Source organism: Pseudoclavibacter sp. VKM Ac-2867 (genome assembly GCF_015351275.1).
Lineage (GTDB): Bacteria > Actinomycetota > Actinomycetes > Actinomycetales > Microbacteriaceae > Pseudoclavibacter.
This window is the reverse complement of sequence record NZ_JADKSL010000002.1, coordinates 221,486-246,987: the sequence shown is the minus strand read 5'-3', so window position 1 is coordinate 246,987 and position 25,502 is coordinate 221,486. Positions and strand designations below refer to the sequence as shown.

At 65.6% G+C, this 25,502-nt stretch carries 28 protein-coding genes; 10 read left to right on the top strand and 18 right to left on the bottom strand.

The genetic code is table 11. The features are described 5' to 3' along the window. Window position 1: 1 nt before the first annotated feature. The 3 genes from ITJ67_RS04180 to ITJ67_RS04170 form a co-directional block, all read right to left on the bottom strand. On the bottom strand, window positions 2-1,267 hold the full coding sequence (locus ITJ67_RS04180; RefSeq protein ID WP_323741390.1) for an amidase: 1,266 nt from the start codon (window positions 1,265-1,267) through the stop codon (window positions 2-4). Between the two features lie 220 nt (window positions 1,268-1,487). Continuing rightward, window positions 1,488-2,438, bottom strand: coding sequence for an Lrp/AsnC family transcriptional regulator (locus ITJ67_RS04175; protein WP_194676846.1), 951 nt, complete (start codon window positions 2,436-2,438; stop codon window positions 1,488-1,490). 2,508 nt (window positions 2,439-4,946) lie between these two features. Continuing rightward, window positions 4,947-6,089, bottom strand: coding sequence for a zinc-binding alcohol dehydrogenase family protein (locus ITJ67_RS04170; RefSeq protein WP_194676845.1), 1,143 nt, complete (start codon window positions 6,087-6,089; stop codon window positions 4,947-4,949). A gap of 78 nt (window positions 6,090-6,167) precedes the next feature. Between ITJ67_RS04170 and ITJ67_RS04165 the strand changes: the two genes are divergently transcribed. After that, on the top strand, window positions 6,168-6,731 hold the full coding sequence (locus ITJ67_RS04165) for a TetR/AcrR family transcriptional regulator (protein WP_194676844.1): 564 nt from the start codon (window positions 6,168-6,170) through the stop codon (window positions 6,729-6,731). A 199-nt stretch (window positions 6,732-6,930) separates the two neighbouring features. Here the strand turns inward: ITJ67_RS04165 and ITJ67_RS04160 are convergent, their stop codons facing one another. From ITJ67_RS04160 to ITJ67_RS04135, 7 genes are all read right to left on the bottom strand, one after another. Next, the gene (locus tag ITJ67_RS04160; protein WP_228502282.1) at window positions 6,931-7,329 is read right to left on the bottom strand and encodes a nuclear transport factor 2 family protein; all 399 of its coding nucleotides are present in this window, start codon (window positions 7,327-7,329) and stop codon (window positions 6,931-6,933) included. 29 nt (window positions 7,330-7,358) lie between these two features. Further along, window positions 7,359-8,165, bottom strand: coding sequence for an MBL fold metallo-hydrolase (locus ITJ67_RS04155; RefSeq protein ID WP_194676842.1), 807 nt, complete (start codon window positions 8,163-8,165; stop codon window positions 7,359-7,361). A 107-nt stretch (window positions 8,166-8,272) separates the two neighbouring features. After that, window positions 8,273-8,767 carry a MarR family winged helix-turn-helix transcriptional regulator gene (locus ITJ67_RS04150; RefSeq protein ID WP_194676841.1) on the bottom strand — a complete coding sequence of 165 codons (495 nt, stop codon included), beginning with the start codon at window positions 8,765-8,767 and terminating at the stop codon, window positions 8,273-8,275. Between the two features lie 220 nt (window positions 8,768-8,987). Beyond that, window positions 8,988-9,320: a transcriptional regulator gene (locus tag ITJ67_RS20185; protein ID WP_323741382.1), complete on the bottom strand. Its 333-nt coding sequence runs from the start codon at window positions 9,318-9,320 to the stop codon at window positions 8,988-8,990. Further along, the gene (locus tag ITJ67_RS20180; RefSeq protein WP_228502281.1) at window positions 9,317-9,820 is read right to left on the bottom strand and encodes a hypothetical protein; all 504 of its coding nucleotides are present in this window, start codon (window positions 9,818-9,820) and stop codon (window positions 9,317-9,319) included. Before ITJ67_RS20180 ends, ITJ67_RS20185 begins: the two co-directional genes overlap by 4 nt. Before the next feature lie 55 nt (window positions 9,821-9,875). Continuing rightward, complete coding sequence (locus tag ITJ67_RS04140) at window positions 9,876-10,316, bottom strand: hypothetical protein (protein ID WP_194676839.1); 441 nt, start codon at window positions 10,314-10,316, stop codon at window positions 9,876-9,878. A gap of 262 nt (window positions 10,317-10,578) precedes the next feature. Beyond that, window positions 10,579-11,451: an alpha/beta fold hydrolase gene (locus tag ITJ67_RS04135; protein ID WP_194676838.1), complete on the bottom strand. Its 873-nt coding sequence runs from the start codon at window positions 11,449-11,451 to the stop codon at window positions 10,579-10,581. 85 nt (window positions 11,452-11,536) lie between these two features. Here ITJ67_RS04135 and ITJ67_RS04130 point away from each other — a divergent pair, with 85 nt between their 5' ends. After that, the gene (locus ITJ67_RS04130) at window positions 11,537-12,034 is read left to right on the top strand and encodes a CGNR zinc finger domain-containing protein (RefSeq protein WP_194676837.1); all 498 of its coding nucleotides are present in this window, start codon (window positions 11,537-11,539) and stop codon (window positions 12,032-12,034) included. A 488-nt stretch (window positions 12,035-12,522) separates the two neighbouring features. On the opposite strand, the gene ITJ67_RS20175 is transcribed toward ITJ67_RS04130, so the two are convergent. Then, complete coding sequence (locus ITJ67_RS20175) at window positions 12,523-13,020, bottom strand: putative immunity protein (protein ID WP_323741389.1); 498 nt, start codon at window positions 13,018-13,020, stop codon at window positions 12,523-12,525. A gap of 167 nt (window positions 13,021-13,187) precedes the next feature. On the opposite strand from ITJ67_RS20175, the gene ITJ67_RS04120 reads away from it, so the two are divergent. Next, a complete protein-coding gene (locus ITJ67_RS04120) occupies window positions 13,188-13,697 on the top strand; it encodes a GNAT family N-acetyltransferase (protein ID WP_194676835.1) in 510 nt (169 codons plus the stop codon). A gap of 32 nt (window positions 13,698-13,729) precedes the next feature. Here the strand turns inward: ITJ67_RS04120 and ITJ67_RS04115 are convergent, their stop codons facing one another. Continuing rightward, on the bottom strand, window positions 13,730-15,241 hold the full coding sequence (locus ITJ67_RS04115) for a SulP family inorganic anion transporter (RefSeq protein WP_194676834.1): 1,512 nt from the start codon (window positions 15,239-15,241) through the stop codon (window positions 13,730-13,732). Between the two features lie 160 nt (window positions 15,242-15,401). Here ITJ67_RS04115 and ITJ67_RS04110 point away from each other — a divergent pair, with 160 nt between their 5' ends. Continuing rightward, the gene (locus ITJ67_RS04110; RefSeq protein WP_194676833.1) at window positions 15,402-15,773 is read left to right on the top strand and encodes a MerR family transcriptional regulator; all 372 of its coding nucleotides are present in this window, start codon (window positions 15,402-15,404) and stop codon (window positions 15,771-15,773) included. A gap of 50 nt (window positions 15,774-15,823) precedes the next feature. On the opposite strand, the gene ITJ67_RS04105 is transcribed toward ITJ67_RS04110, so the two are convergent. After that, window positions 15,824-17,227, bottom strand: a complete 1,404-nt coding sequence (locus ITJ67_RS04105) for a TrkH family potassium uptake protein (RefSeq protein ID WP_228502280.1) — start codon at window positions 17,225-17,227, stop codon at window positions 15,824-15,826. Window positions 17,228-17,362: 135 nt separating this feature from the next. On the opposite strand from ITJ67_RS04105, the gene nhaA reads away from it, so the two are divergent. Beyond that, the gene (gene nhaA, locus ITJ67_RS04100; RefSeq protein WP_160074748.1) at window positions 17,363-18,724 is read left to right on the top strand and encodes a Na+/H+ antiporter NhaA; all 1,362 of its coding nucleotides are present in this window, start codon (window positions 17,363-17,365) and stop codon (window positions 18,722-18,724) included. Here the strand turns inward: nhaA and ITJ67_RS04095 are convergent. From ITJ67_RS04095 to ITJ67_RS04080, 4 genes are all read right to left on the bottom strand, one after another. Beyond that, window positions 18,715-19,197, bottom strand: a complete 483-nt coding sequence (locus ITJ67_RS04095; protein WP_194676832.1) for a hypothetical protein — start codon at window positions 19,195-19,197, stop codon at window positions 18,715-18,717. The genes nhaA and ITJ67_RS04095 overlap by 10 nt on opposite strands. Before the next feature lie 281 nt (window positions 19,198-19,478). After that, window positions 19,479-19,928 (bottom strand): AraC family transcriptional regulator, encoded by a 450-nt coding sequence (locus tag ITJ67_RS04090; protein ID WP_194676831.1) that lies wholly within the window; start codon window positions 19,926-19,928, stop codon window positions 19,479-19,481. Window positions 19,929-20,077: 149 nt separating this feature from the next. After that, window positions 20,078-20,389, bottom strand: coding sequence for a hypothetical protein (locus tag ITJ67_RS04085; RefSeq protein WP_194676830.1), 312 nt, complete (start codon window positions 20,387-20,389; stop codon window positions 20,078-20,080). After that, entirely contained in the window at window positions 20,386-20,997 is a 612-nt protein-coding gene (locus tag ITJ67_RS04080) for a TetR/AcrR family transcriptional regulator (RefSeq protein WP_194676829.1), read from the bottom strand. Before ITJ67_RS04080 ends, ITJ67_RS04085 begins: the two co-directional genes overlap by 4 nt. Window positions 20,998-21,166: 169 nt before the next feature. Here ITJ67_RS04080 and ITJ67_RS04075 point away from each other — a divergent pair, with 169 nt between their 5' ends. Both ITJ67_RS04075 and ITJ67_RS04070 read left to right on the top strand, forming a co-directional pair. Further along, on the top strand, window positions 21,167-21,730 hold the full coding sequence (locus ITJ67_RS04075) for a hypothetical protein (protein ID WP_228502279.1): 564 nt from the start codon (window positions 21,167-21,169) through the stop codon (window positions 21,728-21,730). A gap of 19 nt (window positions 21,731-21,749) precedes the next feature. Beyond that, entirely contained in the window at window positions 21,750-22,682 is a 933-nt protein-coding gene (locus tag ITJ67_RS04070) for a CPBP family intramembrane glutamic endopeptidase (RefSeq protein WP_194676827.1), read from the top strand. Window positions 22,683-22,691: 9 nt separating this feature from the next. Here the strand turns inward: ITJ67_RS04070 and ITJ67_RS04065 are convergent, their stop codons facing one another. After that, window positions 22,692-23,351 (bottom strand): stage II sporulation protein M, encoded by a 660-nt coding sequence (locus ITJ67_RS04065; RefSeq protein ID WP_194676826.1) that lies wholly within the window; start codon window positions 23,349-23,351, stop codon window positions 22,692-22,694. 111 nt (window positions 23,352-23,462) lie between these two features. Between ITJ67_RS04065 and ITJ67_RS04060 the strand changes: the two genes are divergently transcribed. From ITJ67_RS04060 to ITJ67_RS20165, 3 genes are read left to right on the top strand one after another with little or no spacing between them, the layout of a single operon-like run. Continuing rightward, entirely contained in the window at window positions 23,463-23,708 is a 246-nt protein-coding gene (locus ITJ67_RS04060) for a hypothetical protein (protein WP_194676825.1), read from the top strand. After that, entirely contained in the window at window positions 23,705-24,841 is a 1,137-nt protein-coding gene (locus tag ITJ67_RS20170) for a sensor histidine kinase (protein ID WP_160074730.1), read from the top strand. Before ITJ67_RS04060 ends, ITJ67_RS20170 begins: the two co-directional genes overlap by 4 nt. Continuing rightward, the gene (locus tag ITJ67_RS20165) at window positions 24,838-25,458 is read left to right on the top strand and encodes a response regulator transcription factor (protein WP_236558608.1); all 621 of its coding nucleotides are present in this window, start codon (window positions 24,838-24,840) and stop codon (window positions 25,456-25,458) included. The genes ITJ67_RS20170 and ITJ67_RS20165 overlap by 4 nt, the downstream gene beginning before the upstream one ends. Window positions 25,459-25,502: the final 44 nt, after the last annotated feature.

The following is a 25,502-nucleotide window of genomic DNA, read 5'->3' as shown; positions in this document are numbered from 1 at the left end:
TTTAGAGGGTCGGTTTGTGGGACGAGTAGCCGGTGAGCGACTCGAAGGTCCTGGCAGTTCCGAGCAATCGCGCATCGGAACCGAATGCGCTCACCATCTGCACGCCAATCGGGAGACCGTCGTCAGTGAAGCCGGCGGGCAGAGAAAGCGCGGGGGTCCCGAGCATCGTGATCATGGTGGCGGCTCGCATCCAGTCGAGGTAGGTGTCCTGGGCCTCTCCGGCAACTGACCGCGGATAGTCCCAGTCGATCGGGAACGGTGCCGTGGTCGCAGCCGGGGCGAGCAGGACGTCGTACTCGGTGAGGAATCGAGTGGCTTCACGCATGAGCTGACTCTGGCGTTCCTGGGCCCGCATGATGTCTCGTCCGCTGAGTGTGCGACCAAGACGAATGTTCCAGGTGAGGAGTTCGTTGAAATCCTCCGGATCGGCATCGGCGGCCTCGCCCCACTCTGACTCGAACTCAGCGGCGCGCAACTTCATGAATGCCTCCGTCGCACCGTCGAGCTCGGGACTCGCCAGCGACACGTGCGCTCCGTTGTCGTCGAGCAGGGCGACCATCGATTCGAGCACACGCAACACATCAGGTTCGACGGGGATACGCCCCCCGAGATCCGGCGCCCAGGCGACTCGCAAGCCCACCAAAGGCACATGCCTTCCGGGCTCGCCCAGCTGAGGCGCAGCGACGGGAGTACGAGTATGAGGACGGCCGATGACAGAAAGCAGAAGTTCTACGTCGTCAACTGTTCGCCCCATCGGTCCCACCGTGGTCAGGGGCGTGAGGAAGTTCGAGGCTTCACTTGGGGGTACCAAGCCTGGAGATGGGCGCAAGCCGACGACATTGCAGAACGATGCTGGATTCCGTAGCGACCCGCCCATGTCGCTGCCGTCCGCAAGCGCAACCTGCCTTGCTGCGAGCGCGGCAGCTGCCCCACCACTGCTCCCACCAGCAGAACGGTCAAGCGCGTAGGGGTTCCGTGTCGCGCCGAAGACTCGGTTGACGCTGTGTGAACCGGCGGCGTACTCCGGCACGTTCGTCTTGCCGATGACAATGGCACCTGCTGCGCGCATCCGCTCCACGTGGAGGGCGTCGTGGTCAGGGACATGCTCGGAGTGCCTGACGGACCCGTACGTGGTGCGGAGCCCGCCTGTCGTATGGGTGTCCTTGATCCCAACGGGGAGGCCGAAGAGGGGAAGGTCTGCACTAGGCCCGTGAGCATCGAGCTCACGGGCTCGGGCAAGTGCGCCCTCAGCATCGACGGTGACCACGGCGTTGACGACCGACGATCGTTCGATCTGCGCCAGGCACGCGGACACCGCGTCCACCGCTGAAGCTTCTCGCCGATCGAGCGCGGCGCGGAGTTCAACGGCGGAGAGGTCGACCAAGGCGTCCATGATTTCCAATCGGTGAGATTTTCCCTGAATGTCAGGGAGTCAACCACAGATTGTTATATCTGCCAAGAGTTATGCAGATTTTTACACTTTCGGCCTAGATGACCGGAACGCTGTGCCCGCTTCGCTTATAGACGCGCGTCACCAGCGACGCGCGAAGCGAACGAACGTCGGCGGTCCACGGCCCGGTGAGCATCGCTCGAAGCCTCGGCAGATCCCCCGAGTTCACGTGGGCGACCAGCGAATACTCTCCGAGCACTTGCGCCACGTAGCGAACTTCCGGGACGGCGGCCAGCTTCGCGCCGATGTCGTCGGCATGAATTGGTGAGCACGCGATGCGCAGGCAAGCCTCGACTGGGAAGCCGAGACACCGCGGGTCCACGAGCGCGCGAATCGCGACCGCCCCGCGTGACTGAAGCTCGTTCAGGCGGCGCCGCGCAGTCGGCTCCGTGATACCAGCCCGAGCAGCGAGCTCCGCGACCGACGCTCGCCCGTCAACTTCGAGCGCATCGACGATAGCTTGGTCCGGCGCTCCAAGCTGTTCGGATTCAGCCGTGGACTCCTCAGGGGCCTGAGGGCCGGCCAAGCGCTTCGACTCCTGCTCAACGAGCAGGCCAGGGCGCCATTGTGCGTTTGTCTTGAAGTATCGCAAGACCGGTGTGGCCGAGATCTCCTGAACACCCTCGAATGAGGGGATCACGTGCAGAGTCATCGTCGCGAGATCGAAGGACTTCTCATGCACCTCCACCAGCAGGCTCGAGGGGTTTGCGAGCACCAGGAGGTAGACGACCCCTGGGTGCTCCGCGAGCTCTCTTGCGAGTGCTTCGATACGGTTCGGCGCGCAAGTGATCTCGATGACGCAGGTTGGACCCAAGTTGGCGAGCCCGACTACTCTGACCGTCCCGGTCTCGAGCAGGTCACGACCACGTCGCGCCACTGTGCGGAGCGGCTCCCCGAGCGCCTTGGCTACTGCACTCCAAGGAGCGCGGCCATCGAGCTGGAGGGCACCGACGATTCTTCGGTCTATCTCGGAGAGCAGATCAGTCACTTGAGCATCCTTCCAACAGGCCATCGCCCAGCCTAAGTGCAGCGCGCCGACTTACTCGTTGATGCGGGACTGCAATGCCGACCGCCCCGGCACATTCCGCAGCAGCTGCCAGTCGCCGAACATCGCACAGGTACTGGACACCTGTTCGTCTCTACCACCAGTCGGCTTCAGGGCAGTCTCCACCCACCATGCGCGCTTCGCTTCAATCGTGTCTGTGAGATCGACTCCGGGGCCAATTCCGGCAGAAGGCATGTCCCAAGCCCATGGGTTTATGAGCAGCGTTCTAGCTGTGGGGCCGTGCATCTCTGTTCTTTTGTGGGTGGTGCCGGTTATCTCTTGCCTCAGATCCCTCTCCTCGAAGCACTGGCTGACGAGAGTCATTGCCCGACGGCCGCACACGAGCCAGTAGCGACATCGCGCCGCTGCTGACGGTTGATCGCGACGGGGAGGTAGCAGTAGTTGCCGACCACTTCGCAGGTCGCGCTGCTCTTGAATCCGCGGAAGCAGTGGAGGAACTCCTGCCGGGTGTAGACGTCCTCGTATGTGACGAGTTGGACTTCGGCGCAATGGGTGTTGCAGCTCGCGCAGGGATTCCGGTCGTGGTTGTTTCTGTGATCGCCTCGGTGTGTTGGTCAGGGATGAGCAGATCGCGGGTGCGCTCGATCGCCTGCGGATCGCTCTCGGGCTAGATCGACCAATCCCCCATCGAGGTGATCTGTTCGTTATCCCATTCGCCCCCGACATGCGAGCGCCTGGCTCCCCTGTTCCCTCCAACACCGGTGGATGGCACCCGCCAAATGGATCGCTCCGAGCCCGAGTGGGCTGGTTGTAGCCACGCCCGGAACGGAGTTCAACACTGAGTCCGGCGGCCTCTTTGAGAGGATATTGCTTGCGCTCGAACAGACGAAGGCTCGGTCTGTGGTGGCGGTCGGGCGCAATCTCGACCCGGCCCGGTTCGGTCCGCAGCCATCGCATGTTCGAGTCGAGCAGTACGTGAATCTCGGAGAGCTCCTGCCCCAAGCCGACGTCGTTCTTCATCACGGAGGCAGTGACAAGTTCAAGGGTTCTGTCCTGGGAGGGGCCAGTCAGCTCCTTCTGCCGAGGGGCCGACCAGCCCTTCACTGCCGACAGGGTGGAACGACTTGGTGTTGGGCTAGTCCTCGACCCTCTTTCCGTAACCGCAGACCTCACTGCGCAGTCCGTGCTTGCCCTACAAGGCGATGACGCCGTGAGTGGTCGGGTAATGGAGTTGAGGTCAGAGGTTCTCGAGCTACCAGCAGACTGGAGAGTCGTGCGGCAGATCGAGTCACTCGTGCGAAGCGGTCGATATACGATCACCAGCCAGGATGCTCGGCCGAAGGCAACCCCAGGACAACCCGCCGAGTAGCGGCATGACGCTCACGCCGTGAGACATCCCGAAACCCATGGGTTTCGCGAGCAAACTCTCGCAGCGAGTCACCCTAGCCTGGATCGAAGACGTGCCCCAGAATTCCGCTGGTCAGCGTGAGCCATACAAGCGTGACCGCTGCTCCTAAGCTCACAAGCAGCGTGAGCATCTTTCTCTCCTTGCTTGATGGCATGAAACCAGCTTGCATGCTCTGCACCTGAGGGAATCCACAAGTGTTGCGAGACGCGATGAGCAGTCGTCGTGTTGCCTTCGCACGCCGAGACGTGTCGATCTCGTGCCCTGCCGCGTGAGACACCTCAAAACCCATCGCTCAAGGCCTGAATGCAGCACTGACGATCCAGGCCGGTCGGAAGACGTGCGGTCACTTGCTCATAGTAGAGAGCCTCACAGGCGTGACGTTGGTTAGCGCTCTCGCACTGGCGTGATCAGGACCCCACCGAATCGTGCCTCGGAGTAGTCCCACTCGCGTCCATCAACCCACACCCGCGCCGAGATGCAGGGCAGCGGTTCGTGCTCGCCGTTCGGCCAGTGCAACACGAACCCGCCGCTGAACGACGCGTTCGATCCAGTCACGCGTGCACCGTTCGCATCTACTGCGCGAGCTTCGCATTCGAGGCACAGGTATTCGGGGTACCGGTCAGATTGGACGACGTGGGTGCCGCAGTTCGGGCAGGGCTGCATTCCGCGGGCACCAGGAAGGAATGGGCTCATCTGACGAGCGTAGGCCGAACGGCGCGCTAGCTGTTCGCGTACGGCCGGCTGACCGACATCGGGCGCAGCCCTGAATGACGGAGACGGGTTCGGAGTGTCTCGCTCCACCAGTCCGGCCGAGTGAGACATCGCAAAACCCGTGGGCTACGCGACACCCCGGCTGCAGTGCAGGTGGGAGCCTCGCGCCCGCAGCACGAGGCTCCACGCATCTGGCCCGGCTCAAACGGGCTGCCACTCTCGCCATGCTGCGGGCAGGACGACCCCCGTGAGGATTGAAGGACGCCTTGGGCAGACGCTACCGAGCGGACGCGTGCTCCCCTCCCATGCGCAGCGGACGAAGCAGCGCGCAATGCCGCGTGAGGTCCGGCGGGCTCGTGCTCTCCGGGTGATCAGGAGTCCCCCGACGCAGCGTCGTTCAGGGTGACGACCAGCTTCTGAGCTGACACGCCACCGCGGAGCGTGTCGATCGCTCCCTGGAGGGCAGAAAGGCCGTCTCCGACAACGTGGGCATCCGGGTAGGCGCGATGCCGGCCCGATGCGAGAGCTTCGGGGAGGTAGCTCCCCCAGATAGCCGCACCAACGGGAGAGGTCGAGATGGCGCTTCCCCAGATGAACGAGGCCCTGATGTTGCGGGCACGGCTGCGTACTTGCAGGAGCGCGCTCCGTGTTCCCAAGCGCAGGAGCAGGCGGATCCGGGTGAGGGAAAGGCCACCTCGACGGGGCTGCTCATAGAACGACACGGGTGGGCTCGCCATCGCGATCTTCGTCGCCCCGGTCGCTCGAGCGATCTTCAGGCACGGTTCGGCCGACCCCACGGCGATGGCCAGGATTCCCGCGACGACGGACCCGCCGACAGCCTCGATGATCCGGTCGATGACATCCGCGTCCCGGTAGTCGAATGCCGCCTCGGCTCCCAACCGCTTCATCTGTTCGTGATTGCGGGGGGAGGCAGTCGTGATGACTCGATAGCCGGCCGCTCTGGCGAGTTGAATGGCGTTGCCTCCCACGGCCGTCGCGCCACCCCACACCACGACGACCTCGTCGCGAGACCCTGAGTCCCCGAGGCCGGAGTAGTCCAACCCCAGCTGCGTGGTTTCGAAGAGCCCGGCTGCGGCCGTGGACAGCGCGAGTGGGAGGACGGCGGCCTCCTCGAATGCCACGGCGTCCGGCAGAGCGGCGGCGAGGTTCGCGTCAACGGCGGCGTATGCCTGGAAGCCACTCTCGGAGACAGCGTCGCGGCCCTTCTCCAAACCGATCGCGTACGCCGTGACGCGATCGCCGACCTCGAAGGCGCCCACGTCCTCTCCGACCTCGACGACGACACCCGCGACGTCCTCGCCGAGGATCACCGGGTACTGCAGCCACCCGTACATCAGCCGCCCGTTGGACTGGATGATCGCATCCAAGGGGTTCACTGCCAGTGCGCGCACTGCAACCAGCAGCTGCCCCGGGCCTGGCTTGGGTGCGGGTGCGTCTCGGATCGTCAGGTCGGCGTATGGGGCATCGATCCACGCCGCAGTGTTTTCTCTCATGACCGTCCGCTCCCTACAGGTGATGACATCTCGTGCCGTCACTGTACACCTGACGACACTTCATGACATCATGTTCGTATGCCTCGATGGTCCCCCGACGCCGCACTTCGGCTCGAACGTGCGGCGGTACTCCTGTTCGAACAACAGGGTTTCGCCGCAACGACGGTGCCCCAGATCGCCGCAGCCGCGGATCTGACCACTCGGACGTTCTTCCGCCACTTCGCCGACAAGCGCGATGTCCTCTTCCTCCGAGATCGCGAGTTCCCCCAAGCTGTCAGCGACTTCATGAGCTCGGTTCCGCCCGAAACCGCCGGGGCAGCCACTGTGCGCGCGGGACTCGTTGCGGCATCCCGCGGAATTCAGGACTGGCGAGAGTCGATCGCTCGTCGGCGCCTGATCGTCCGCAGCGAGCCGGCACTGCACGAGCGCGATCTCCTGCAGAGCCACCACCTCGCCCTCGCGATCAAGGAGTCGCTGGAGCAACGTGGCACCGCCCCTCGCTGGTCGCGCACGCTAGCCGCTCTTGCCGTGACCTGTTTCGACCTCGCGATGGACCGATGGCTTGCGGGACCCACGGATCGCCCGCTCGAGGAGTGCGTGGCGTCGGTCTGGGACGACATGCGCGAGTGCATCAGCGAGTGACGCCGCGCGCATCGGATGAGCCCAAGAGGGGGGACGTGCGTGGCCACCACCCATGAGCCCGCCTCGGCTCTGCCACGTCGCGAGGTGACTGCGGCAAGGTCGGCTGCGTCATGGGGTGATTCTAGGGACCCGACCCCGAGGCCAGGGCGCCTCGCGCACAGCACAAGACGCCCCAGCTCACGTCGACCGTTGCGCCGAGTTAACCTGCTGCCGCCTCCGCGACCAGGGCAGTGTCGACGAACTGCTCGAACCGCACGATGAGTCCGCCGCGAACCACGAAATGGTGGGCAACCCGTGCGTTCAGCGCCTTGCCCGTAGTTCGGTGGGTTGCGGTGTACCGCGCAAGCACGACCACATTCTCCCCCTCGACGATGTAGGAATCGTCGTGGGCAGTCCAGTCCTCCCAGTCGCCACCAAGGACTTCCATGACGTTCGAGGTCACCCCTCGGGGCGTTCGGTACGTCCCTGCGAGTGGGAATCCTGCCATTTCGGTCCACTCGACGTCGGGGGCCAGGGTGGCCCGGAGCGCGTCGAGGTCGCCCGCCGCTGAGGCGAGGTACTGACGGCGGACCACATCCCGCGGTGCAGCGCTCGTCATCTCGTTTTCGTCGTCGTTTGTGCTCTGGTTCAGCCCCATGTCATCTCTCCCTTGGCAACTTTGGTCCCGATCTGAGCTGCGATGCCCATCCCGGAGTCGGGGTACTTCTGGTTCAGCAGTGCAGTGGCGGCAGCGCCGTCCGTGGTTTCAGCCAGTACCTTCTCGAACGTGTCGAGGTAGGTGCGGGTGTACCGAAGTGCGCTCGCGTCGTTCGCCGTGTCGGGCAGGCGATGACCTGGGATGACGGTGATCGGGTTGAGGGCCGACATCGCGTCGAGCTGGTCGACCCAGGCCGAGCGCAGTTCGGGCGTGGCGGTGTCTGCGGTCCAGACGTGCTCCTGCTGGAACACGAGAACACCGCCGAGGATGACGCGCTGCGCGGGGTACCAGAGGTACTGGCGGTCGGGGAGGAGCTCGGAGCCGCCACGGAGCTCGAGCTCTTCGCCGTCGACCGTGATGGTGTCGGAGGTGAGCGGTGAGATCTCGGGGAGGCGTGTCGGCAGGTTCGTGCCGAGCGTGGCCCAGGCCTTGAGCTTGCCCTCGAAGGAGGCCGAGATGTGTTCGATGACGATCGGGGTCGCCGTGACGATTGCCTCGGGGAACGCCTCGGCGATGACTTCAAGGCCGAAGTAGAAGTCCGGGTCCGCGTGACTGACGAACACGGTCGTGAGGGTCTTGCCGGAGTCGAGGATCGCAGCCACAAGCCGGTGCCCGTCAGCTCGAGTGAAGCCAGCGTCGACGAGGACCGCCTCTGTTGGACCGGTGACGAGCACGGCGGACTTGTTGAGGGAGCCGACGGGGAAGTTGAGATCGAAGACTTCGAAGGAGAGTGTCATGGTCGGTGATCGCTTTCTTTGGCTGTGCAGCGTCTGCCGCACACAAGAAGCAACTTAGCTGAGCAGTCAGCTATTCCCGGAACTTTCGCGGCATGACTCCGCCCCGGTCAGGGCATGATGGGCAGCGCCCGCGCAGCTTCCTTGCTGAGCGCCTCGACCGAGGCAGCGAATGCCGCGCGGTGTTCTTCCGGAAGCACCGCGAGCAGCGTCCGCTCGATGTTGGCAGCGTGCACAGCACTCGAGTGCAACAGCATCCGCTCCCCCTCCTCGGTGAGGTTGACCAGCTGGACGCGCGCATCCTCCGTCGAGGGTTTGCGCGTGACGAAGCCGCGCTGCACGCCGCGCTGCACGAGCCGAGTCGCACCTCCCGACGTGAGCACGCGCGCCTGAGCGATATCTCGGACCGCGATGCCGTCTGGGCCAGCCCTCCCGACGACGACCAGGAGCTCGAACAGGGTGTGCTCAAGACCCGTCTCGTCCTGGAGCTCCTTGGCGAGGAGATGCTCCCACCCATTGGCGGCCCCAAGGAGTCGGCCGAAGAGAAGGATCCGTGGGTCGCTGACCGCCTCGCGCACACTCGGAATGACGGTCACTGAACTCATGAACTCACCCTAATCCGCCTCATCACCAAGAAGATCGTGGTGCCCCTAAGAACGCCCCCGGGCCACGATGAGGAGCTGGAGAGACCGCTACGCACCGTGCGAGACAGCAACGAAGCCCGGTGCTCAACAATTTCAGCGGCAGACAACGACCCCAGACTTCGAGCCCGCGAGTCGCTTCGCGGCTCCGAGCACTGGAGCCGTCTCGGCTTGGTGACTACACCTAACCCGGAGTGGCGTCGAAATCAGCACCGTTCGCGATAGCGGTCAACGCGGCGAGGTGGGCTTCCACCGCGGTGGAACCGATCGGCGTGAGCTTGACCCAGGTGAGACGCCTTGAGTCGGCTCGACTGGCCGACCTCTCCTTGCGGAGCGACACGAAACCGGCGTCGGTCAGCACTTTGATGTGCTTCGAGAGCTTGGCATCATCGATGGCGAGCGCGTCGCGAACGACCGAGAACTCCAGCTCGTCGACGCTCCGGAGCAGTCCGCAGATCCGCAGTCGCAGCGGCGCATGGATGACCTCGTTGAACGCGGGAGCGCGACCGGCCGTCACGCTCCGGCCACCTTCGGAGCGGCGACCTCCTGGCGGAGAGCCTCGTCGTACCGGCGCCCGAGGATGACGGTGGCCACGAAGGTGACCCCAGCGGGGATGAGCGCCCACCACGGGTCGATGCTCAGAAACTTGAAGGCCAGGCTCGACATCATCGCGGCGACGAGCACACCAAGCGTTGCCAGGAGCAGGCGCTTGCTTCGCGGGCCGGCCGGCTTCGTCACGACCACTCCGAAGCGCTGGGAGTAGGTCGTGGTCAGGATCGGGATCGCGACGATCCCCAGCACGAGCAGCACCATTGGCCACGCCCCGGGAAGCGCCTGCGCGCCCGCGAAGATCGCGGTGATCACCCCAAGAGCTGGGTGGTACCACCATGGCGTGACGATGCGAGCAGCCAGCCCCTGACTGTCGCGCCCGAGGTCGTCGAGCGCAGCCTGCGCCTGATCCCGGCTGGGCGACTTGGCCTGGCTATCCGGTGTCTGATCCTCGAAGTCACTTGCCACGATCGCAACTCGATCCACTGAGTTGCGAACGTGGCAAGTCATCCAGTGCAAAGAATCAGAGAACGACCCTTGTGAGCTCCTGCCCTTCCGGGGTGGTGACCGTGAGGATCGTGCCTGAATAGGAAGCGATGCCTGCGAGACCCAGAACGAACTCGTACGTACCGGGAGCCGAAGCTGTCGAGGTGAAGCGCGCGCCGCGACTGCCCAATCGGGACCAGACCCATGTGCCGGGAGTCGTTCCCGAGGAGTTGAGGGCCCACTGATTCGCAGTGCCGTCGATGTCCACGTCGAAGGTCGTGCCTGCCGCCAGGCCCTCCGTCGTCGTGAGTGAAATCGGGAACCGCGTGGCGTCACTCGTGTTCGCAGAGAGGGTGACCGGCTGCCCTGGACTCGCTGCCATGGCGGGCGCGGCAACGCCGAGAGCAAGAACTGGAGTGGCCCACGCGAGACCGATCACGGTGCGACGCGAGACAGCCTCAGGTTCGGGTGCAGTCATGGTGAAAAAGATAGCGATCGCGTGGTCAGGTGCCTAGTGCCAAATGAGTGCCCGAGATGAGTGGACCAGGAGCATCACCATCACGACCCAGGACTCCGAGCGGTGACCGCGCGGAAGCCTGATCCACGGCCGATGGCATGTTGCCGAGCTCGCGGAGCGTGAGATCACGAAGAGGCTGCGTGATCCAAGGCGGCCGAACGCTCATGGTGACGGCCGCCTAGGCCCTGCCTGCGATATCGGGACCGGAGGTCAGCCCGACGTTCTACGCGCGTCGCTCGCTGGCCTGGAGCCAGCCCTTGATGGCGTCAGCGACCTCATCCAGGTGAGATTCGAGCAGGAAGTGTCCACCATCGATGAGGTCGACTCGAGCGTGCGGAGCGTCGCGGGTGAACGCCTCGGCGCCGGCGGCGTCGAAGATCTCGTCGTTGCGCCCCCAGACGACGAGAACCGGCACCTGCGAGGTGCGGAGCCAGGCATGCACGGCTGGGTACAGGTCCCGGTTGGTGGTGTAGTCGCGGAAGAGTGTCAGCTGCACGTCATCCTGCCCCGGCCGGGCGAGGAGCGCGAGGTCGTGCTCCCACGCGTCGGGGTCGACGGTCGTGATGTCCGGCACGCCGTGGGTGTACTGCCATTCGACGGCCTCCCGGCCGAGGGCGGGACGGAGCGCGTCGCGCGTCTCGGTGGTCCGCTCGGCGGCGTCGGCCCAGATCGGGTCCCAGAAGCCGGGCACGAAGCCCTCTTCGTACGCATTGCCGTTCTGGGAGATGACCCCGACGACCGCAGCGGGGTCGGCGAGAGCGAGGCGCCAGCCAACCGGGGCGCCGTAGTCCTGGACGTACATCGTGTACTGCGTGACCTCGATGGTCGAGAGGAACCGACCGGTCACCTGCGCGAGGGCCGCGAAGGTGTATTCGAACTCGTCGACGGAAGGCGCAGCGGAACGGCCGAAGCCGATGTGGTCCGGAGCGATGACGCGGTACCGATCGGCCAGCGCGGGGATGAGGTGCCGGAACATGTGTGAGCTGCTCGGGTACCCGTGCAGGAGCAGGAGCACGGGAGCGTCGGCGGGGCCGGCTTCGCGGTAGAAGACGTCGAGCCCATCGACGGAGACGGTGCGGTGGTGGACGGTAACCATGGCTAACCCCTTTGACTTGTTTTACTGGTTAGCAGGACGGTAGCATGGATCCATCGCACCGGACGGTGCGGGAAAGCGAGGAAAGGTGCTTCGCAACGAGGAACTGCTGCTGAGCCTGCTGAACAGCGCACCGGTCATCGAGGGCACCCCGACCGACAGCCTCCAGGGCGCGGCGGGTCGAGACGTCGCTCGCGGCTGGGGCGGGACAGGATCCGCGAACGAGTTGGCGCGCCTCCGACGCGTGCGACAGGCGTTGCAGGCCGTCATCCGTGGAGCTGACGGAGGGGCGATCGGAGAGCTCGCGGGCATCCTCGACGATGCCGTGCAGACGCCGCGCGTCACCTCGGATGGCGTGACCTGGGAGCTTCAGGCTCCCGACGACGACCGCCTTGCGGCGGGAGCCGTGCTGGCGTGGTCGAGCGTGATCACGGAGTTCCCGGGGCGCCTCCGCGCCTGCGCGAATGACGAATGCACCCAGTTCCTCGTCGACCACAGTCGCCCTGGCACCGCGAAGTGGTGCTCGATGGCGGTCTGCGGCAACCGGATGAAGGCACGTACGCACGCACGCCGCTCCAAGGTCTGAGCCAAGCTGCCCGCGAGCGCGGCCCCCAAGCGATCACTCTGGTCGGGTCAGGCGACTCAAGGTTGTGGGCCCCGTCAGGCCTCGCTGCGACGACGGGAACCCAGCCCAACGGCCGTCAATCCCGTGATCGCCACTCCCAGCACCAATGCGGTCCCCAAGCTCCGGTCGCGTGACGCCGCGCAAGCACCGATCGCTTCCTGCATCCCGTTCCCACCCGTGTCACGAACACCGAGTCGGTAATCCGGGTCAGTGCCGAGGACGGGGGTGCAGACGACTTTGACGGGGTCTTGCGTGGACACGACGACGGACGCGGGAAGCGTGAGGGCGAGAATCACGACGCAGGCTGCTACCGCGGCCAGCCCCCAGGCGATGACAGCAACAACGCGAGCTCGGTTCATTCCGGGATCCTACAACCGCCGTTGCGGCCATCGCCCCTGCCGAGCAGGCCGCCCGCAGTGTCACACGCTGACCACTCTCGGTCTCGCCGCCTAGGTTCGGAGTCGAATCGCCGAGTCGAGTTCCCTCATGAGCTGTGCCACTCGTGAACTACCGGACGGCGCCGATGGGTATCGCCGAAGTACCTCGGGCAGGGGTGAAGTCGCCCGATCAGCCAGGCGTCGAACCTCATCGCTGCCTGCTGAGCCTGTCTTCAGTTCGGCGACCCGCGCAGCACAGGCCGCCGGGCGGAGAATATGCCCGAGCTGCGTTGCTCTCGCAATCGGGTGAAGATACGCGGCCGCCGCGGCGTCCCCACAGGCCAGCGCTGCGAGCTGGGCGGGCTCCCCTGAGACACCCTTGGCGGCGCGGTGTGCTGCGAAAGCGGCCGCACGTTGCAGGTTCGAGCGTGGAGCGCCATCGACAAACAACCGGGCAGCGTCGAGCGCGTCGCGAGGCCGCGAGTCGTCTGGGGCAGCGGCTTCGAAGTCGAGGAGAAGCTCTTGAGCGCAGTCGGCGGCGAACTGGACCACCGCTCGCAGTTCATCCATCGTCAGCTCAAAGTCTCCGGCCCGCATCTCCCCCAGTCTCCCCTGCACGCGCAGCGCTCCGCAGTCATCTGAGGCTGAGAAGTTTCGGGGACCTGCGCCTAGAGCATTCCGAGCACGGCCGGCGGCCTCCGAGTGCTGGGTGGATCTCGCAGTGCGAGCATGAGGCCATGCTCAACCAATTGACCCTTCCGGCCGAACTCTCGACGGCAGCCGAGCCCATCGTGGTCCGTCGAGCGACGCTCGAAGACCTGCCCGCGCTCATGGGGCTGCTCTCCGATGACCCGATCAGCGCGTCTCGGGGCGACGTTGCCGATCATGCTGATGAGACGCTGTACCGCAGGGCGCTCAAGGGCATCATCGCTGACCCTGGCAACGAGGTCATTCTGGCGACTGACCTGGCCGGAGCCGCCGTCGGCACCCTGCAGCTCACCCTCATCCCCGGGATGGCCCGCCGAGGCGCCTGGCGGCTCCAGGTCGAGGCGGTGCGGGTTGCGACCCACCATCGTTCGTCTGGGATCGGCACGGCCCTCATGAACTGGACAGTCAGCGTGGCTGCGCCGGCACTCGGCGCCACGCTCGTGCAGCTGACGTCCGACAGTGCCCGCGCCGACGCCCACCGCTTCTACGACCGCCTCGGCTTCCAGCCCTCGCACACGGGATTCAAGCTCACCCTCTGAGACTCTCGTGAGACAGCCGTCGCGCCCGAGACCTAGTGGCTCGATGCCACCCCTCCGCTGAGTCGCTGGTGGAAGGCGGTGGTCGCGTCGTTCATGCCCTCGATGTGCACGCTCTTGCCGTGGGCTTCATACTTCGCGACGACGGCGTCGAGGGCGGCGACAGTCGAGGCGTCCCAGATGTGGGAGCGGGACATGTCGATGACGATGCGATCCGGGTCTGTCGTGTACTCGAACTGCGTCGTGAGGTCGTTGCTGGAGGCGAAGAACAGCTCCCCCTCCACGTCGTATTGGGCGGTGCCGCCGTCGATGCGGCGGGTGACGTTGGTGAAGTGCGCGACGCGGCGGGCGAAGAGGACCATGGCGACGAGCACGCCGAGCACGACGCCGATAGCGAGGTTGTGGGTCCAGACGGTCGCGACGACGGTGATGAGCATGACCGCGAACTCGCTCTTCGGCATGCGCTTCAGCGTGGCCGGGGTGATGCTGTGCCAGTCGAAGGTCGCGATGGAGACCACGATCATGACGGCGACGAGGGCTGCCATGGGAACGACCGCGACCACGTCTCCAAGTGCGAGGACGAGAACCAGCAGGAAGACGCCGGCGAGGAACGTCGAGATTCGGGTGCGGGCACCGGACGCTTTCACGTTGATCATTGTCTGGCCGATCATCGCGCATCCGCCCATGCCGCCGAAGATGCCGGAGAGCATGTTGGCGACACCCTGCGCCCAGGTCTCGCGGGTCTTGCGGGAGTGGGTGTCGGTGATCTCGTCCACGAGCTTCGCGGTCATCAGCGACTCGAGGATGCCCACCACGGCCATCGCGATGGCGAACGGAGCGACGATCTGCAGCGTCTCCAGGTTGAGCGACACGTTCGGGATGAACAGCTCGGGCAGACTGCGCGGCAGCTCTCCCTGATCGCCGACGGTGGGCACGTTCAGGCCGAAGACCACGGCGGCGGCGGTCAGCAGCACGATCGCGATGAGCGGGGCTGGCACGACCTTCGTGAGCCTCGGCAGCAGGTACATGATGAGGAGGCCCGCGACCACGAGCGGGTAGACGAGCCAGGGCACGCCGAGCAGCTGCGGCACCTGCGAGATGAAGATGAGGATCGCGAGGGCGTTCACGAACCCGACCATGACGCTGCGCGGGATGAAGCGCATGAGCTTCGCGACCCCGAGCAGGGCGAGGACGATCTGGATGAGGCCGCCGAGGATGACGGTGGCGATGAAGTAGTCCATGCCGTAGTCGCGGGCGACGGGCGCGATGACAAGCGCGATCGCGCCGGTCGCGGCGGTGATCATCGCGGGTCGACCGCCGAGGAACGCGATGGCAACGGCCATCACGAACGAAGAGAAGAGGCCGACGCGAGGGTCGACGCCGGCGATGATCGAGAATGCGATGGCTTCGGGGATGAGCGCGATCGCCACGACCAGACCAGCGAGCACCTCGCGAGTCAGGATGCGGGGGCTCCGCAGCGCCTGCAGCACGGTCGGCTCGATGCGGTAGCGGGATGAGGGATCGGAAGTAGGGGTGACGATGGTCACGGGAGGAGCTCCTCGGTGGGTGCAGGAATAGGACGAGGGAGCACGCGCCGTTGCGCACCACGAGCGCCTGAGGCGTCTCGAAAAGAGTGAGAGGATCGCGGAGAACCGCAACCCACGCAAACCTACCGTAACGTGAGGGTTAAGCCAAGAGGGGCACGAGATGACCGAGGAAACGATGCAGATCGGCAAGCTCGCCGACCGCACCGGGATGTCGATCCGGTCACTGCGCCACTACGACGAGATCGGGCTGCTTGTGCCCTCGGCCCGCACCGAGGGCGGGTTCCGCCTCTACACCGCCGAGGACGAAGAGCGCTTGCTGCTCATCCGCCGCATGAAGCCGCTGGGCTACAGCCTGGAGCAGATGCGAGAGCTGCTCGACGTCGTCGACGAGCTGGCTGCGCATCCCGAGAACGCCGGAAACCGCGCTCGTCTCGAGGAGATCCGAAGCGAAGCGCTCGAGCGGCAGGCAAAGCTCCGAAAGCAGGTCGCTGCCGCAGACGAGTTCGTCGAGCGCCTCACCGCGCTGGAATAAGGGCGCCGTGTTGGGCGCGTGTTGGTCATCGAGCGCCTGTCCTGCACGACTTACCCGATGACCGGGCGCTCCTCGGGGAGCGTGAAGAGGACGTTGCGCTGGCGGACAGCGAGGGCTGTCGCGAGGGCGATCGGCCCGACGCGCCCCATGAGCATGAGCGCGGAGAGCACGTACTTGCCGAAGGGATTCAGCTCCTCGGAAAGACCGATGGACAAGCCGCAGGTTGCGAACGCCGAGATGACCTCGAACAGCGCGCGGTCGAGTCCGACCGGATTGGTGAGCATGATCAGCGAGGTGGAGACGAGCACCAGGGTCGCCCCGAGGAAGGTCACGCTGATGGCGAGGCGCTGCGTGCTCACGGGGATGCGGCGGCCCGCGACGTTCACGTGCTTCGTTCCGCGTGCTTCCGCGACGATGGCAAGGAAGAGGACCGCGAGCGTCGTGACCTTGATGCCGCCGGCAGTCGAAGCGGACCCGCCACCGACGAACATCAGCGCGTCCGTGAACAGCCACGCGGTTGGCGAGGAGAGCGCGGGGTCGAGCACTGAGAAGCCACCAGAACGCATCATCACCGAGGCGAAGAGCCCCTGAAAGAGTCTGTCCGGCACCGGGCGTTCGCCGAGGGTGGCCGGGTTGCTCCATTCCGCGACGCACCAGCCGACTGCGCCGAGGCCGAGGAGGATGAGGGTGGTTGCGAGGGTGAGCTTCGTGTGGAGCGTCCACTGCTTGCGCACCCAACGCGCACGGAGCAGGTTGAGGAAGACCGGGAACCCGAGGCTCCCGACGAACACACCGACCATGATCGGGATGAGGATCGCGAAGTTCCCATCGAATGTGGCAAGCCCGTCCGGATGCAGCGAGAAGCCCGCGTTGCCGAACGCCGAAACGGCATAGAACAAGCCATGCCACAGGCCAAGCCCCAGGGATCCCTCCGCGACCGCGAAAGCTGGCACGAGCACGATCATGAGGGCCGCCTCGATGGTGAACGTGGTCAGCAGCACCACCCGCAGGAGGCGCCACACGTCTCCCAGGCCCGACGCGCCGATGACCTCCTGCGCGAACACCTTCCCTCCAACGCCGAGACGGCGCGTGACGATGCGCGCGAGGAGCAGAGCGAGGGTGACGACACCGAGCCCACCGGTCTGGACAGCGAAGAGAATGACGACCTCACCGAACAGAGACCAGTGGTCCGCGGTATTCACGGTCGTCAGCCCCGTCACGGTCACCGCGGAGACGGCGGTGAAGAGCGCGTCGTGGAACGGTGTCGGCGCGCCATCCGCGGCGGCGATCGGGAGAGCCAAGAGAGCCGCGAACAGCAGCGCCGCAGCCACGAAGACGAGCACCGCCGCTCGCGCCGGCCACCTCGTGACGAAGCGATTGAGGACACTCGACAGACGGGAGCCGACAGTCGTCACAGCTGCGGGCGCCCGCGCAGGCTCACTGCTGAACATCATGCTCCTCGACTCTGCTCGGGCGCGTGCGCGCTCGCGAGGGTGACCGGTCCATCATCGGGCCCCTGGTAAAATCGGCGCTGGTGTGTCGGGAAGCCTGGTCGACGATGTCCTGTCGTCGAACCCGCTCGGAGCCCTATGACGTCTGCAACCTCGTCCCCAACCACCGATCAGACTCCCACCCCTGTCCCCAGCAGGGGCAGTCATCGAGAGTTCCGCCGCATCGGCGACATTCTCCGCAAGGAGACCGTCGGCGGCGTCCTGCTGGCGATCATGGCCGTCATCGCGGTCGTCTGGGCGAACTCGCCCTTCGCCGAGAGCTACTTCGCCCTGCGCGACTTCCGCATCGGCTACGAGCCGTGGCACCTCGAGTTGAGCCTCGGAGCGTGGGCCGCCGACGGCCTGCTGGCGATCTTCTTCTTCATGGTGGGCCTGGAGCTGAAGCGGGAGTTCGTCTCCGGAGATCTGCGCAGCTTCCGCACTGCCGCCGTGCCGATCGCCGCCGCGGTGGGTGGCGTTGCCATCCCGGCTGTCATCTACACGCTTGTCGTCGCCCGTTCGCCTGAGCTGCTCGACGGCTGGGCCATCCCCACGGCCACCGACATCGCCTTCGCGGTCGCCGTCCTCGCCCTCATCGGCTCGCACCTGCCGAGTCCGCTCCGCATCTTCCTGCTCACGCTGGCCGTAGTGGATGATCTGCTCGCGATCAGCATCATCGCGCTCTTCTACACCGACACCATCGACCTGCTTCCCCTGCTGATCGCGCTCGGTGTCATCACGGTTTACGGATTCATCGCGCAGCGCTACCGGAGCCTGTTCGACCGTCATGCGTTTGCGGCCTGGCTGGTGCTGCTCCCGATCGGCGTCGTGGCCTGGGCCTTCCTTCACGCCTCCGGCATTCACGCCACCATCGCCGGCGTCCTGCTCGCGTTCACGATCCCTGTCCTGCGCAGCAAGGGCGACGCGACCCCGGACCGTGCGGGGCTCGCCGAAGAGTTCGAGCACCGGTTCCGCCCGATCTCCGCGGGCGTCGCCGTGCCCATCTTCGCGTTCTTCTCCGCCGGCGTCGCCATCGGAGGCATCGACGGATTCTTCTCGGCTCTGACCGACCCTGTCACCATCGGCGTGATCGCAGCCCTCGTGCTCGGCAAGCCCATCGGAATCGTCAGCACGACCTGGCTCGTCACCCGTTCCAAGAGATTCGCGCTGGATCCGCAGCTGCGCTGGATCGACATCACGGGCGTCGCACTGCTGGCCGGGATCGGCTTCACGGTGTCGCTGTTGATCGCCGAGCTCAGCTTCCCCGCGGGCTCCGCCGAGCAGGACCACGCTAAGGTCGCGATCCTGCTGGCTTCCCTGATCGCCGCGGCTGGCGCGGCGCTCATCCTGAGCCTTCGAAACCGCACCTACCGTCGACTGCACGCGGCGGAGCGCGTCGATGCCGACGGCGACGGAATCCCGGATGTGTTCCAAACTGATGCCGCTTCGGCTCAGCAGTAGTCGCTCGTCGCGGCGGCAGCGATGCTGTTGTGCTCCACATCCCGCCATTTCAATGCCGTGTCGGAGGCGGCGCCCGCCGGACGCTGAATGTGCGCGGCCAGCCGCCGCGTCAGCTGCTCCGGCGCAGTGCAGGCCGTGACATCCAGCAGAACGACGTCCGCAGATTCGCCGAGCTCCCGCTCAAGCGAAGCATGCACCCTCACCGCCAACCCTGCGGCTACCGAATCAAGACGAGCATCGTCCATCTTGCCTGCAGCGTAGACGACGATGAAATGCGCGAACTGCCCATACCGTCGTGCCTCCACGACCGCATCCTTGAGCACTGCTTTCAGCTGTCGCCTTGCGTGCAGCGATGTCGTGGAGATACGAAGGTCGACCGCAAGGACAAGGGCTCTCGCGCTCGTCGTGAGCGAAGCAGGCCGCTCGATGCGGCAGTCGATCACCCCATCGGAGGTTGCGAAGGACTCGAGCACATGCAGCGAGTTCCCGAACAGGAGCGTGGGGCGAGGCATAAATGGGGTCCTTTCGTCAGCGAAGCGATCACGTGATCACTGCCGACCAGACTTCCCGGCGCACCAAGCCCGCAAGGGGCAGGTGACCCACCCTAGTCCGCTCCAGCCCGTCAGCGCCCGGGGCGCCCGAGCAGTCGAGCGAAGAAGCCGCCATCATGTTCTGACGCCACTGCCCGGCCCTGTTCCCCGATGATCCGCAGGGCGTGCTCTACGCAGCTCGTCACCACAGCGGCATCGTCCATCTAGCCCTCCGTTTGGATCGGCACGAGGCAATCGATCTCACCTTCGCGACGGTAGGACTCGATGTGCGGCCTCTCGTGGTCGTGGTCATGATGAGCGAGAGTGAAGAGAACGTCGAAGGCGGCTTCGATCTGGCTGTAGAGGCCTGGGGCCTCCCCACGGAGGCGCAGTCTGAGATAGTCGCCTCCCGGGATGATTGATTCGTCCAAGCCGAGGGCGTTGCCCACATCGCGATCTAGCCGCGCGGTGGCGAGACGGTAGACGGCATCGCCGCCGAAGATCAGGCCCATCATTCTTCGCCCCTGAAGCGAGTCGAAGGCTCCCTCGAAGGCTGGCCATGCCGTTTGTACCTCATTGAGATCGAGGGGGACGTCTCGACTCAGCGCAGGTCGATCTTCCAGCGCAACAACATCGATCCGGCCGAGCTCATGGACCATCGGGGAGGAGGTCATAGTGTCGTGTCTAGCATTTTCCTTCAACAGCTCAGACAGTGAGGTGAGCTTCGTGTTACGAGACTGTCTGTCGCAACGGAATTCCGGCAATCACTCGGCTCTGGTTGCGGGCGAGACGAATCGGAAGATGACGTCGCCGAACGGACCAGTCACCTTCCTGCGGGCTTTCCCCCCTCGTCGATCCGTTGCCAGATCTGTCCGCAGAGCAGTCCGATCGACCCTGCGACGGCGGAGATGACGATCGCCATGGTGAGCGAGCCGGCAGGTGTCACCCCCGCGACGACGAACAGCGACAGCATGAACGCGATCCCGTTCAGGAGCAGCGAGAACTTGCTCGACCAACGGTGCCATCGCCGGGCACGCGCCGTCGTCTCGTCACCTGTCACGCGGCGGTCCAGGAAGAGGGCGATGAGCAACAGCGGAACGACCTGCAGCGCGGCCTCATAGAGGAGCGAGTTCATGTGGCCTTCCACCCTGTCGTGACGGCGGACACGGCGAGGTGGAGTGTTTCCGTCTCAGCCTCCGTCCGCACCGCTTCGGCGGGCAGAGCGCGCTCTGTCATGAGGCCACTGAGTACGGTCGCGAGGAACCGTGCCCGCCGCTCGACCTCGCCCGCGGGCACGGCCCCCTCCTCGATGAGCGTGGTCAGCCATCGCTCGATACGGTGGCGCCCCATCCGTTCGAGCGCGAAGTAGGTCGCCGCTTCGTCTTCGGACGGCGGGGATGCGACGTACGCGTCGTACAGGGCACCCCATTGCTCTCGGGCGCGATCGCCAACACCCACTTGCGCGAGGATCAGGCGCAAGCAGGCCATCAGACGATCGGCCGGCGACAGGGAGCGGTCGGTGATGGGATCGTCGGGGATATCGAGGTCGTAGAGGCCCGCGACAACCGTGTCGATGAGATCGCGCTGAGTCGGAAAGAAATGGCGGAGCGAGCCGGTGCTCACCTGCGCACGGGCGGCGACTGCCCTCACGCTCAAGCGTGCGGTCGGGTTCTCGCCGAGCATCGTCGCCGCGGCGATCAGGATCTTGTCGCGCGTGCCCGGCTCCTTGGGTGCCTCAGTCATATCTGCCCTTCTCGCGACAACACTCTATTACGGTGTGCTAGCTTAGCCGCTCGTTAGCTATCACGCTGTACTAATTTGGATCGAGGGTGAAATGGGGCTCAAGCAATGGCGCACCCGGCGCGTGCGTGCAGGATCCGGTGAGCCACTTCGCCGTTACCGGTGGTGGCAGATGTTGAGCAGGTCGCTCCGCGCGATCACACTCCGCTCCGCCGACGGCACCGCATCCACCTACACGGTCGATGTCCGGCACGGTGGCGATATGACGGACGGCGAGATCCGTGCCCGCCTATACGTAAACGGGGCACTGCAGTCGTTCGCGAAAATGCCGACTCGATTCCCGGTCCCGGGCGGTCACATCGAAGTCGCCATCACCGGCTTCGGGCTCAAGCGCTGCCACTACGTGCGCGCGGACGGCAGCGAGGTGCAGCTGACCCCCGATCCCGCATCGGGAGAAGGTCGCCGCGCCTGGCTGCACTACAGGCACCCCAGTGTCAGCCGCCTCATCGGCATCGTCTCGACTCTGCTTGTCGTCATCGGCTTGGGCGTCGAAGTGCCGCAGATCATCGCATCGCTCTCGCAGATCCCTCCCATCGCCGACTCGATTGGCACCTTCACCTCTCCCGTGCAACTGCCGCTTCAGGCCAACCTGCTCATCGGTCTCGCTGCCGTCATCGGCAGCACGGAGCGAGCGCTGCGGATGAGGTCGAGCTGGATCGATGAACTCGCGAGCTGACCCACGAAAGGGAACGACAATGCCGAACACCACCACGAATTGGCTCCTCCAACACGACCAGCCGATACCGACGCCCCGCGTGCCCACGGCCGTGGAGTACCACCGCGTCTACGCGGGTGAGAAGCGTCGAATCCTCCGCGGCGTCCTCGCGATCGTCCTCCTGTTCGGCGGCCTCGTCGGCTTCGCGCAGCTGTTCCTGTTCGGTGCGGCGATCGTCGACTCGCAGATTCTCGGGCGCACCGGCTTCACGCCCCTCCAGCAAGCCGCGGGAGCACTCTCCCTCGGCGTACTCATCCCCTACAGCATGCTGCTGCAGCGCCTGCTCTACGGAGTCCCCTTCCGGTCGCTGCACTCCGTGGCCGGGCGTTTTCGATTCGGCGTCTTCGGCCGGGCGCTGCTCGCTTTCGGCCCGATACTGCTTGTTGTCGTTGCATCCGGTTTCCTCCTCGCCCCCGCCGAGCAGGTTCCCTGGACCACCTTCGACCTCGTCGCCTACTTCGTGATCGGGATGCTGCTGACACCACTGGCGGCCGCCGGCGAAGAATACGGCTTCCGCGGGTTCATGTTCCGCGTGGTCGGCGGGTGGACCCGTGGTGCGCGCGTCGGTGCCGTGATCGGAATCATCATCCCGACCGTCCTCTTCTCGCTCTTCCATGGCTCACTGGACCCGTACATCCTCACGTCCTACCTCGTGCTGTTCGGCTCGCTGGCAGTCGTCACGTGGCGCACCGGCGGACTCGAGACCGCCGTCGTCCTCCACGTCGTCTACAACGTCACGGCCCTCGTGCTCGGAACCACGCTGCACGTCGATCTCGGCGGCGCGCTCGACAGCCGCGAAACAGCATCCGGTTCGCTTGCCACCCTCATGCCGAGCGCGACGCTCATCCTCATCACCGCCGTCATCTGGTGGATGACGCGCAGAACTGGCCCGGCGCGCACCCCCGAACGCTGAGACGTGTAGCTACAGCAGCCACTCGGCGAGCGGGTGGATGAAATAGCGGAGCGAGATCGCCTCCCAGATGGCCCCGATGACGAGGAGGGAAAGCGCAGGTACGGCGAGCAGCCCCATGCGCTGCAGGCCACGGAGGTATCCGCGTCGCCGAGTGGGGGCGCCGATGGTTCGCGGGAAGAGCCAGTGCCGCCCGAGGAGCCACGCGCCCAGCAGCAGGAGGATGTAGGCCTGCAGCTCGATGATCAGGGTCAGCGAGTGCGGGATGAGCTGCACCCACGCGACGGGCGAGGTGGGAGCGAGGGTGATGCCGGTTTCCACGGCGAAGTAGGTGAGGAGGCCCAGGCCAGCGAAGGGCACGATGAGGGACGGCAGGACGATGAAGCCCAGCCCGACCTTGCCGATGTTGACGGCGAGGATCACGAGGGCGAACAAGGGCGGCGTGAGCACGAGCTCCTGGACCAGCCCCGCCGTGCCGTCGTTCTCGAGGGCATCCGCTCGAGCTGCGTTGAGGTCCGGGAAGACGATTCCCAGCACGAAGCCGACAGCGGTGAGGCCGTAGGCACCCACGTTGAGCCAGGCGTAGGCGCGTGCGTTGTCGCGAATGAGGCGGAACGGGCGCCGCCACAGGGGTGGTCCTGACTGGTGTCTCGCTGAAGCTGCTGAGGTCATGGTTCCACCTCACCGTCAGACGGGAAGAGTCGGTAGTGACGTCAGGTCACCGAGGAAGGTGACACAGCGTCACTACCCGGAGCGCGTGGAACTGGCCAGAGTTGGAGAACTATGAAGGCAATCGACCTGACACTCAACGCCGTGATCGCCGTGACGGTGACGGTATTCCTCGCGTACCTCGGTTTCCATTTCTGGGACTTCGGCATCTTCACCACCCTGCCGGCGGACATCACGGGCTTCTTTCTCGACAACCCCAGCCTGCAGTACATTGCGCTCGGCATGCTTGTTGCTGCGATGATCGCCAAGGTGCCCGTCGGACGCAGGATCAAGACGCGGGACGCTGAGACTCGGAGGTGACCATCGACATGGTGGGGCGAGATGACGTCCCGTCCGAGCGGCGGATGCGCCAGCTGGCGATGGTCACGGCCGTCGTGGCGATCGCCCCGCTCAGCCTGCTGGGCGTTGCGGTCACCGCCGCATCCTGGTGGGAAGGCGCGACGGCCGCCATCGGCTACCTCCTGGCCCTCGGGGTGCTCCGCGAGTGGAGCCTGGATCGGTACCCGCGGAGGGCCATGTTCGCGCTGATCTTCACGGCGGTGGGCTGGGGTGTCGGCTCGCTCACCGCATCGAGCCCCATCAGCTTCGTGCCGCTGTCACTGATCGGGGCCATGCTTCTGGCCAGGTCGCGGAGGCGGACGCTGTGGTTCGTCGTGTTCGCGGCCGGTGTCGCCGGCATGGGCGCCAGTGCGCTCGTCTTCCACCCGGTGACGTGGGAGCTCGTCACTCTCTATCTGGTCTCTCCGGCCCTGGGAACGTTGTTCATCACCGGGGTCATCGTCTTCAGCGAGCATGTCTGGCTCGTCGTCCGGCGCCTGAAAGTGGCTGCCAGGACGGAGGCGGAACTGGCCGTCGCGAACGAGCGGATGCGCTTCGCCGGAGACCTGCATGACATCCAGGGCCACACGCTGCACGTCATCAAGCTCAAGGCCGCTCTCGCCCGTCGTCTCGTTGCGACAGATCCAGACCGGGCCATCAGCGAACTCGATGACATCCGCCAGCTCACGAGTGACACCATCGCGGAGACTCGGACGCTCGCCTACGCTCGGCATCGACTCAACCTTCTGGCCGAGCTCGAGAACGCCACGAAGCTGTGCCAGGCGGTGGGCATCCAGGTCAGGACGGAGGTCGCAGATGGGACGGGGGCCAGCCCACATGAGCTGCTCGCGCAGGTGCTTCGCGAAGCGACCACGAATTTGCTGCGTCATGCCAGCCCCGAGCGCGTGACCATCATCGCGACTCCAGACCGCATCGAGATCACCAACGACGGAGTCGGCGCGGAGGGTGCTGCGCTCCGTGGCCTCGCACGACTCCGTGAACGACTCGAGGCGAATCGCGGGACGCTGTTCGTGCAGCACACCCCGCCCACCTTCACCGTCTCAGCTCACATCAACTCGCCGTCGGTCGAGACTCCGGCGCGGAGTGCGTCGTGAGCAGCGGCCGCGGCCCTGTCCGCGTGGTCCTCGCGGACGACGAACTCCTCCTGCGCACCGCGCTCTCGGCGCTCCTCCCCCTCGATGGCCTGATCCAGGTCGTCGGCCAGGCGAGCAACGGGGACGAAGCCGTCGCTTCCACGCTCGAGCACGAGCCTGACGTGCTTGTCATCGATCTCGAGATGCCCGGGACAGACGGGCTGCAGGCCGTTGCACGGATCCTGGCCGAGCGGCCCGCCCAACGCGTCCTCATGCTCACTCGACACGCACGGCCCGGCGTGCTCCGGCGAGCCCTGGACCTCGGTGTGCTCGGCTTCATGAGCAAGGCCTCCGACCCGGAAGACATCGCGGACGCCGTCGAGCGCGTTCACGCTGGGCAGAGGTGGATCGCCCATGATGTCCTCGAGGCCGCCATGGCTGATGATTCGCCGCTCACCGCCCGAGAAGTCGACGTCCTGCGCGAGACGCGTGAGGGGTACTCCGTCCGCGACATCGCACGGAGGCTCCACCTCGCCCCGGGAACAGTCCGCAACTATCTCTCCAGTGCGATGCAGAAGACGAGTGCCGGCACGCGCCATGACGCAGCCCGAGTGGCCCGCGAGCGCGACTGGCTCTAACGTCTGGACGCAACGCAACGAGCTTCGAGCGGAAGAGCACAGCA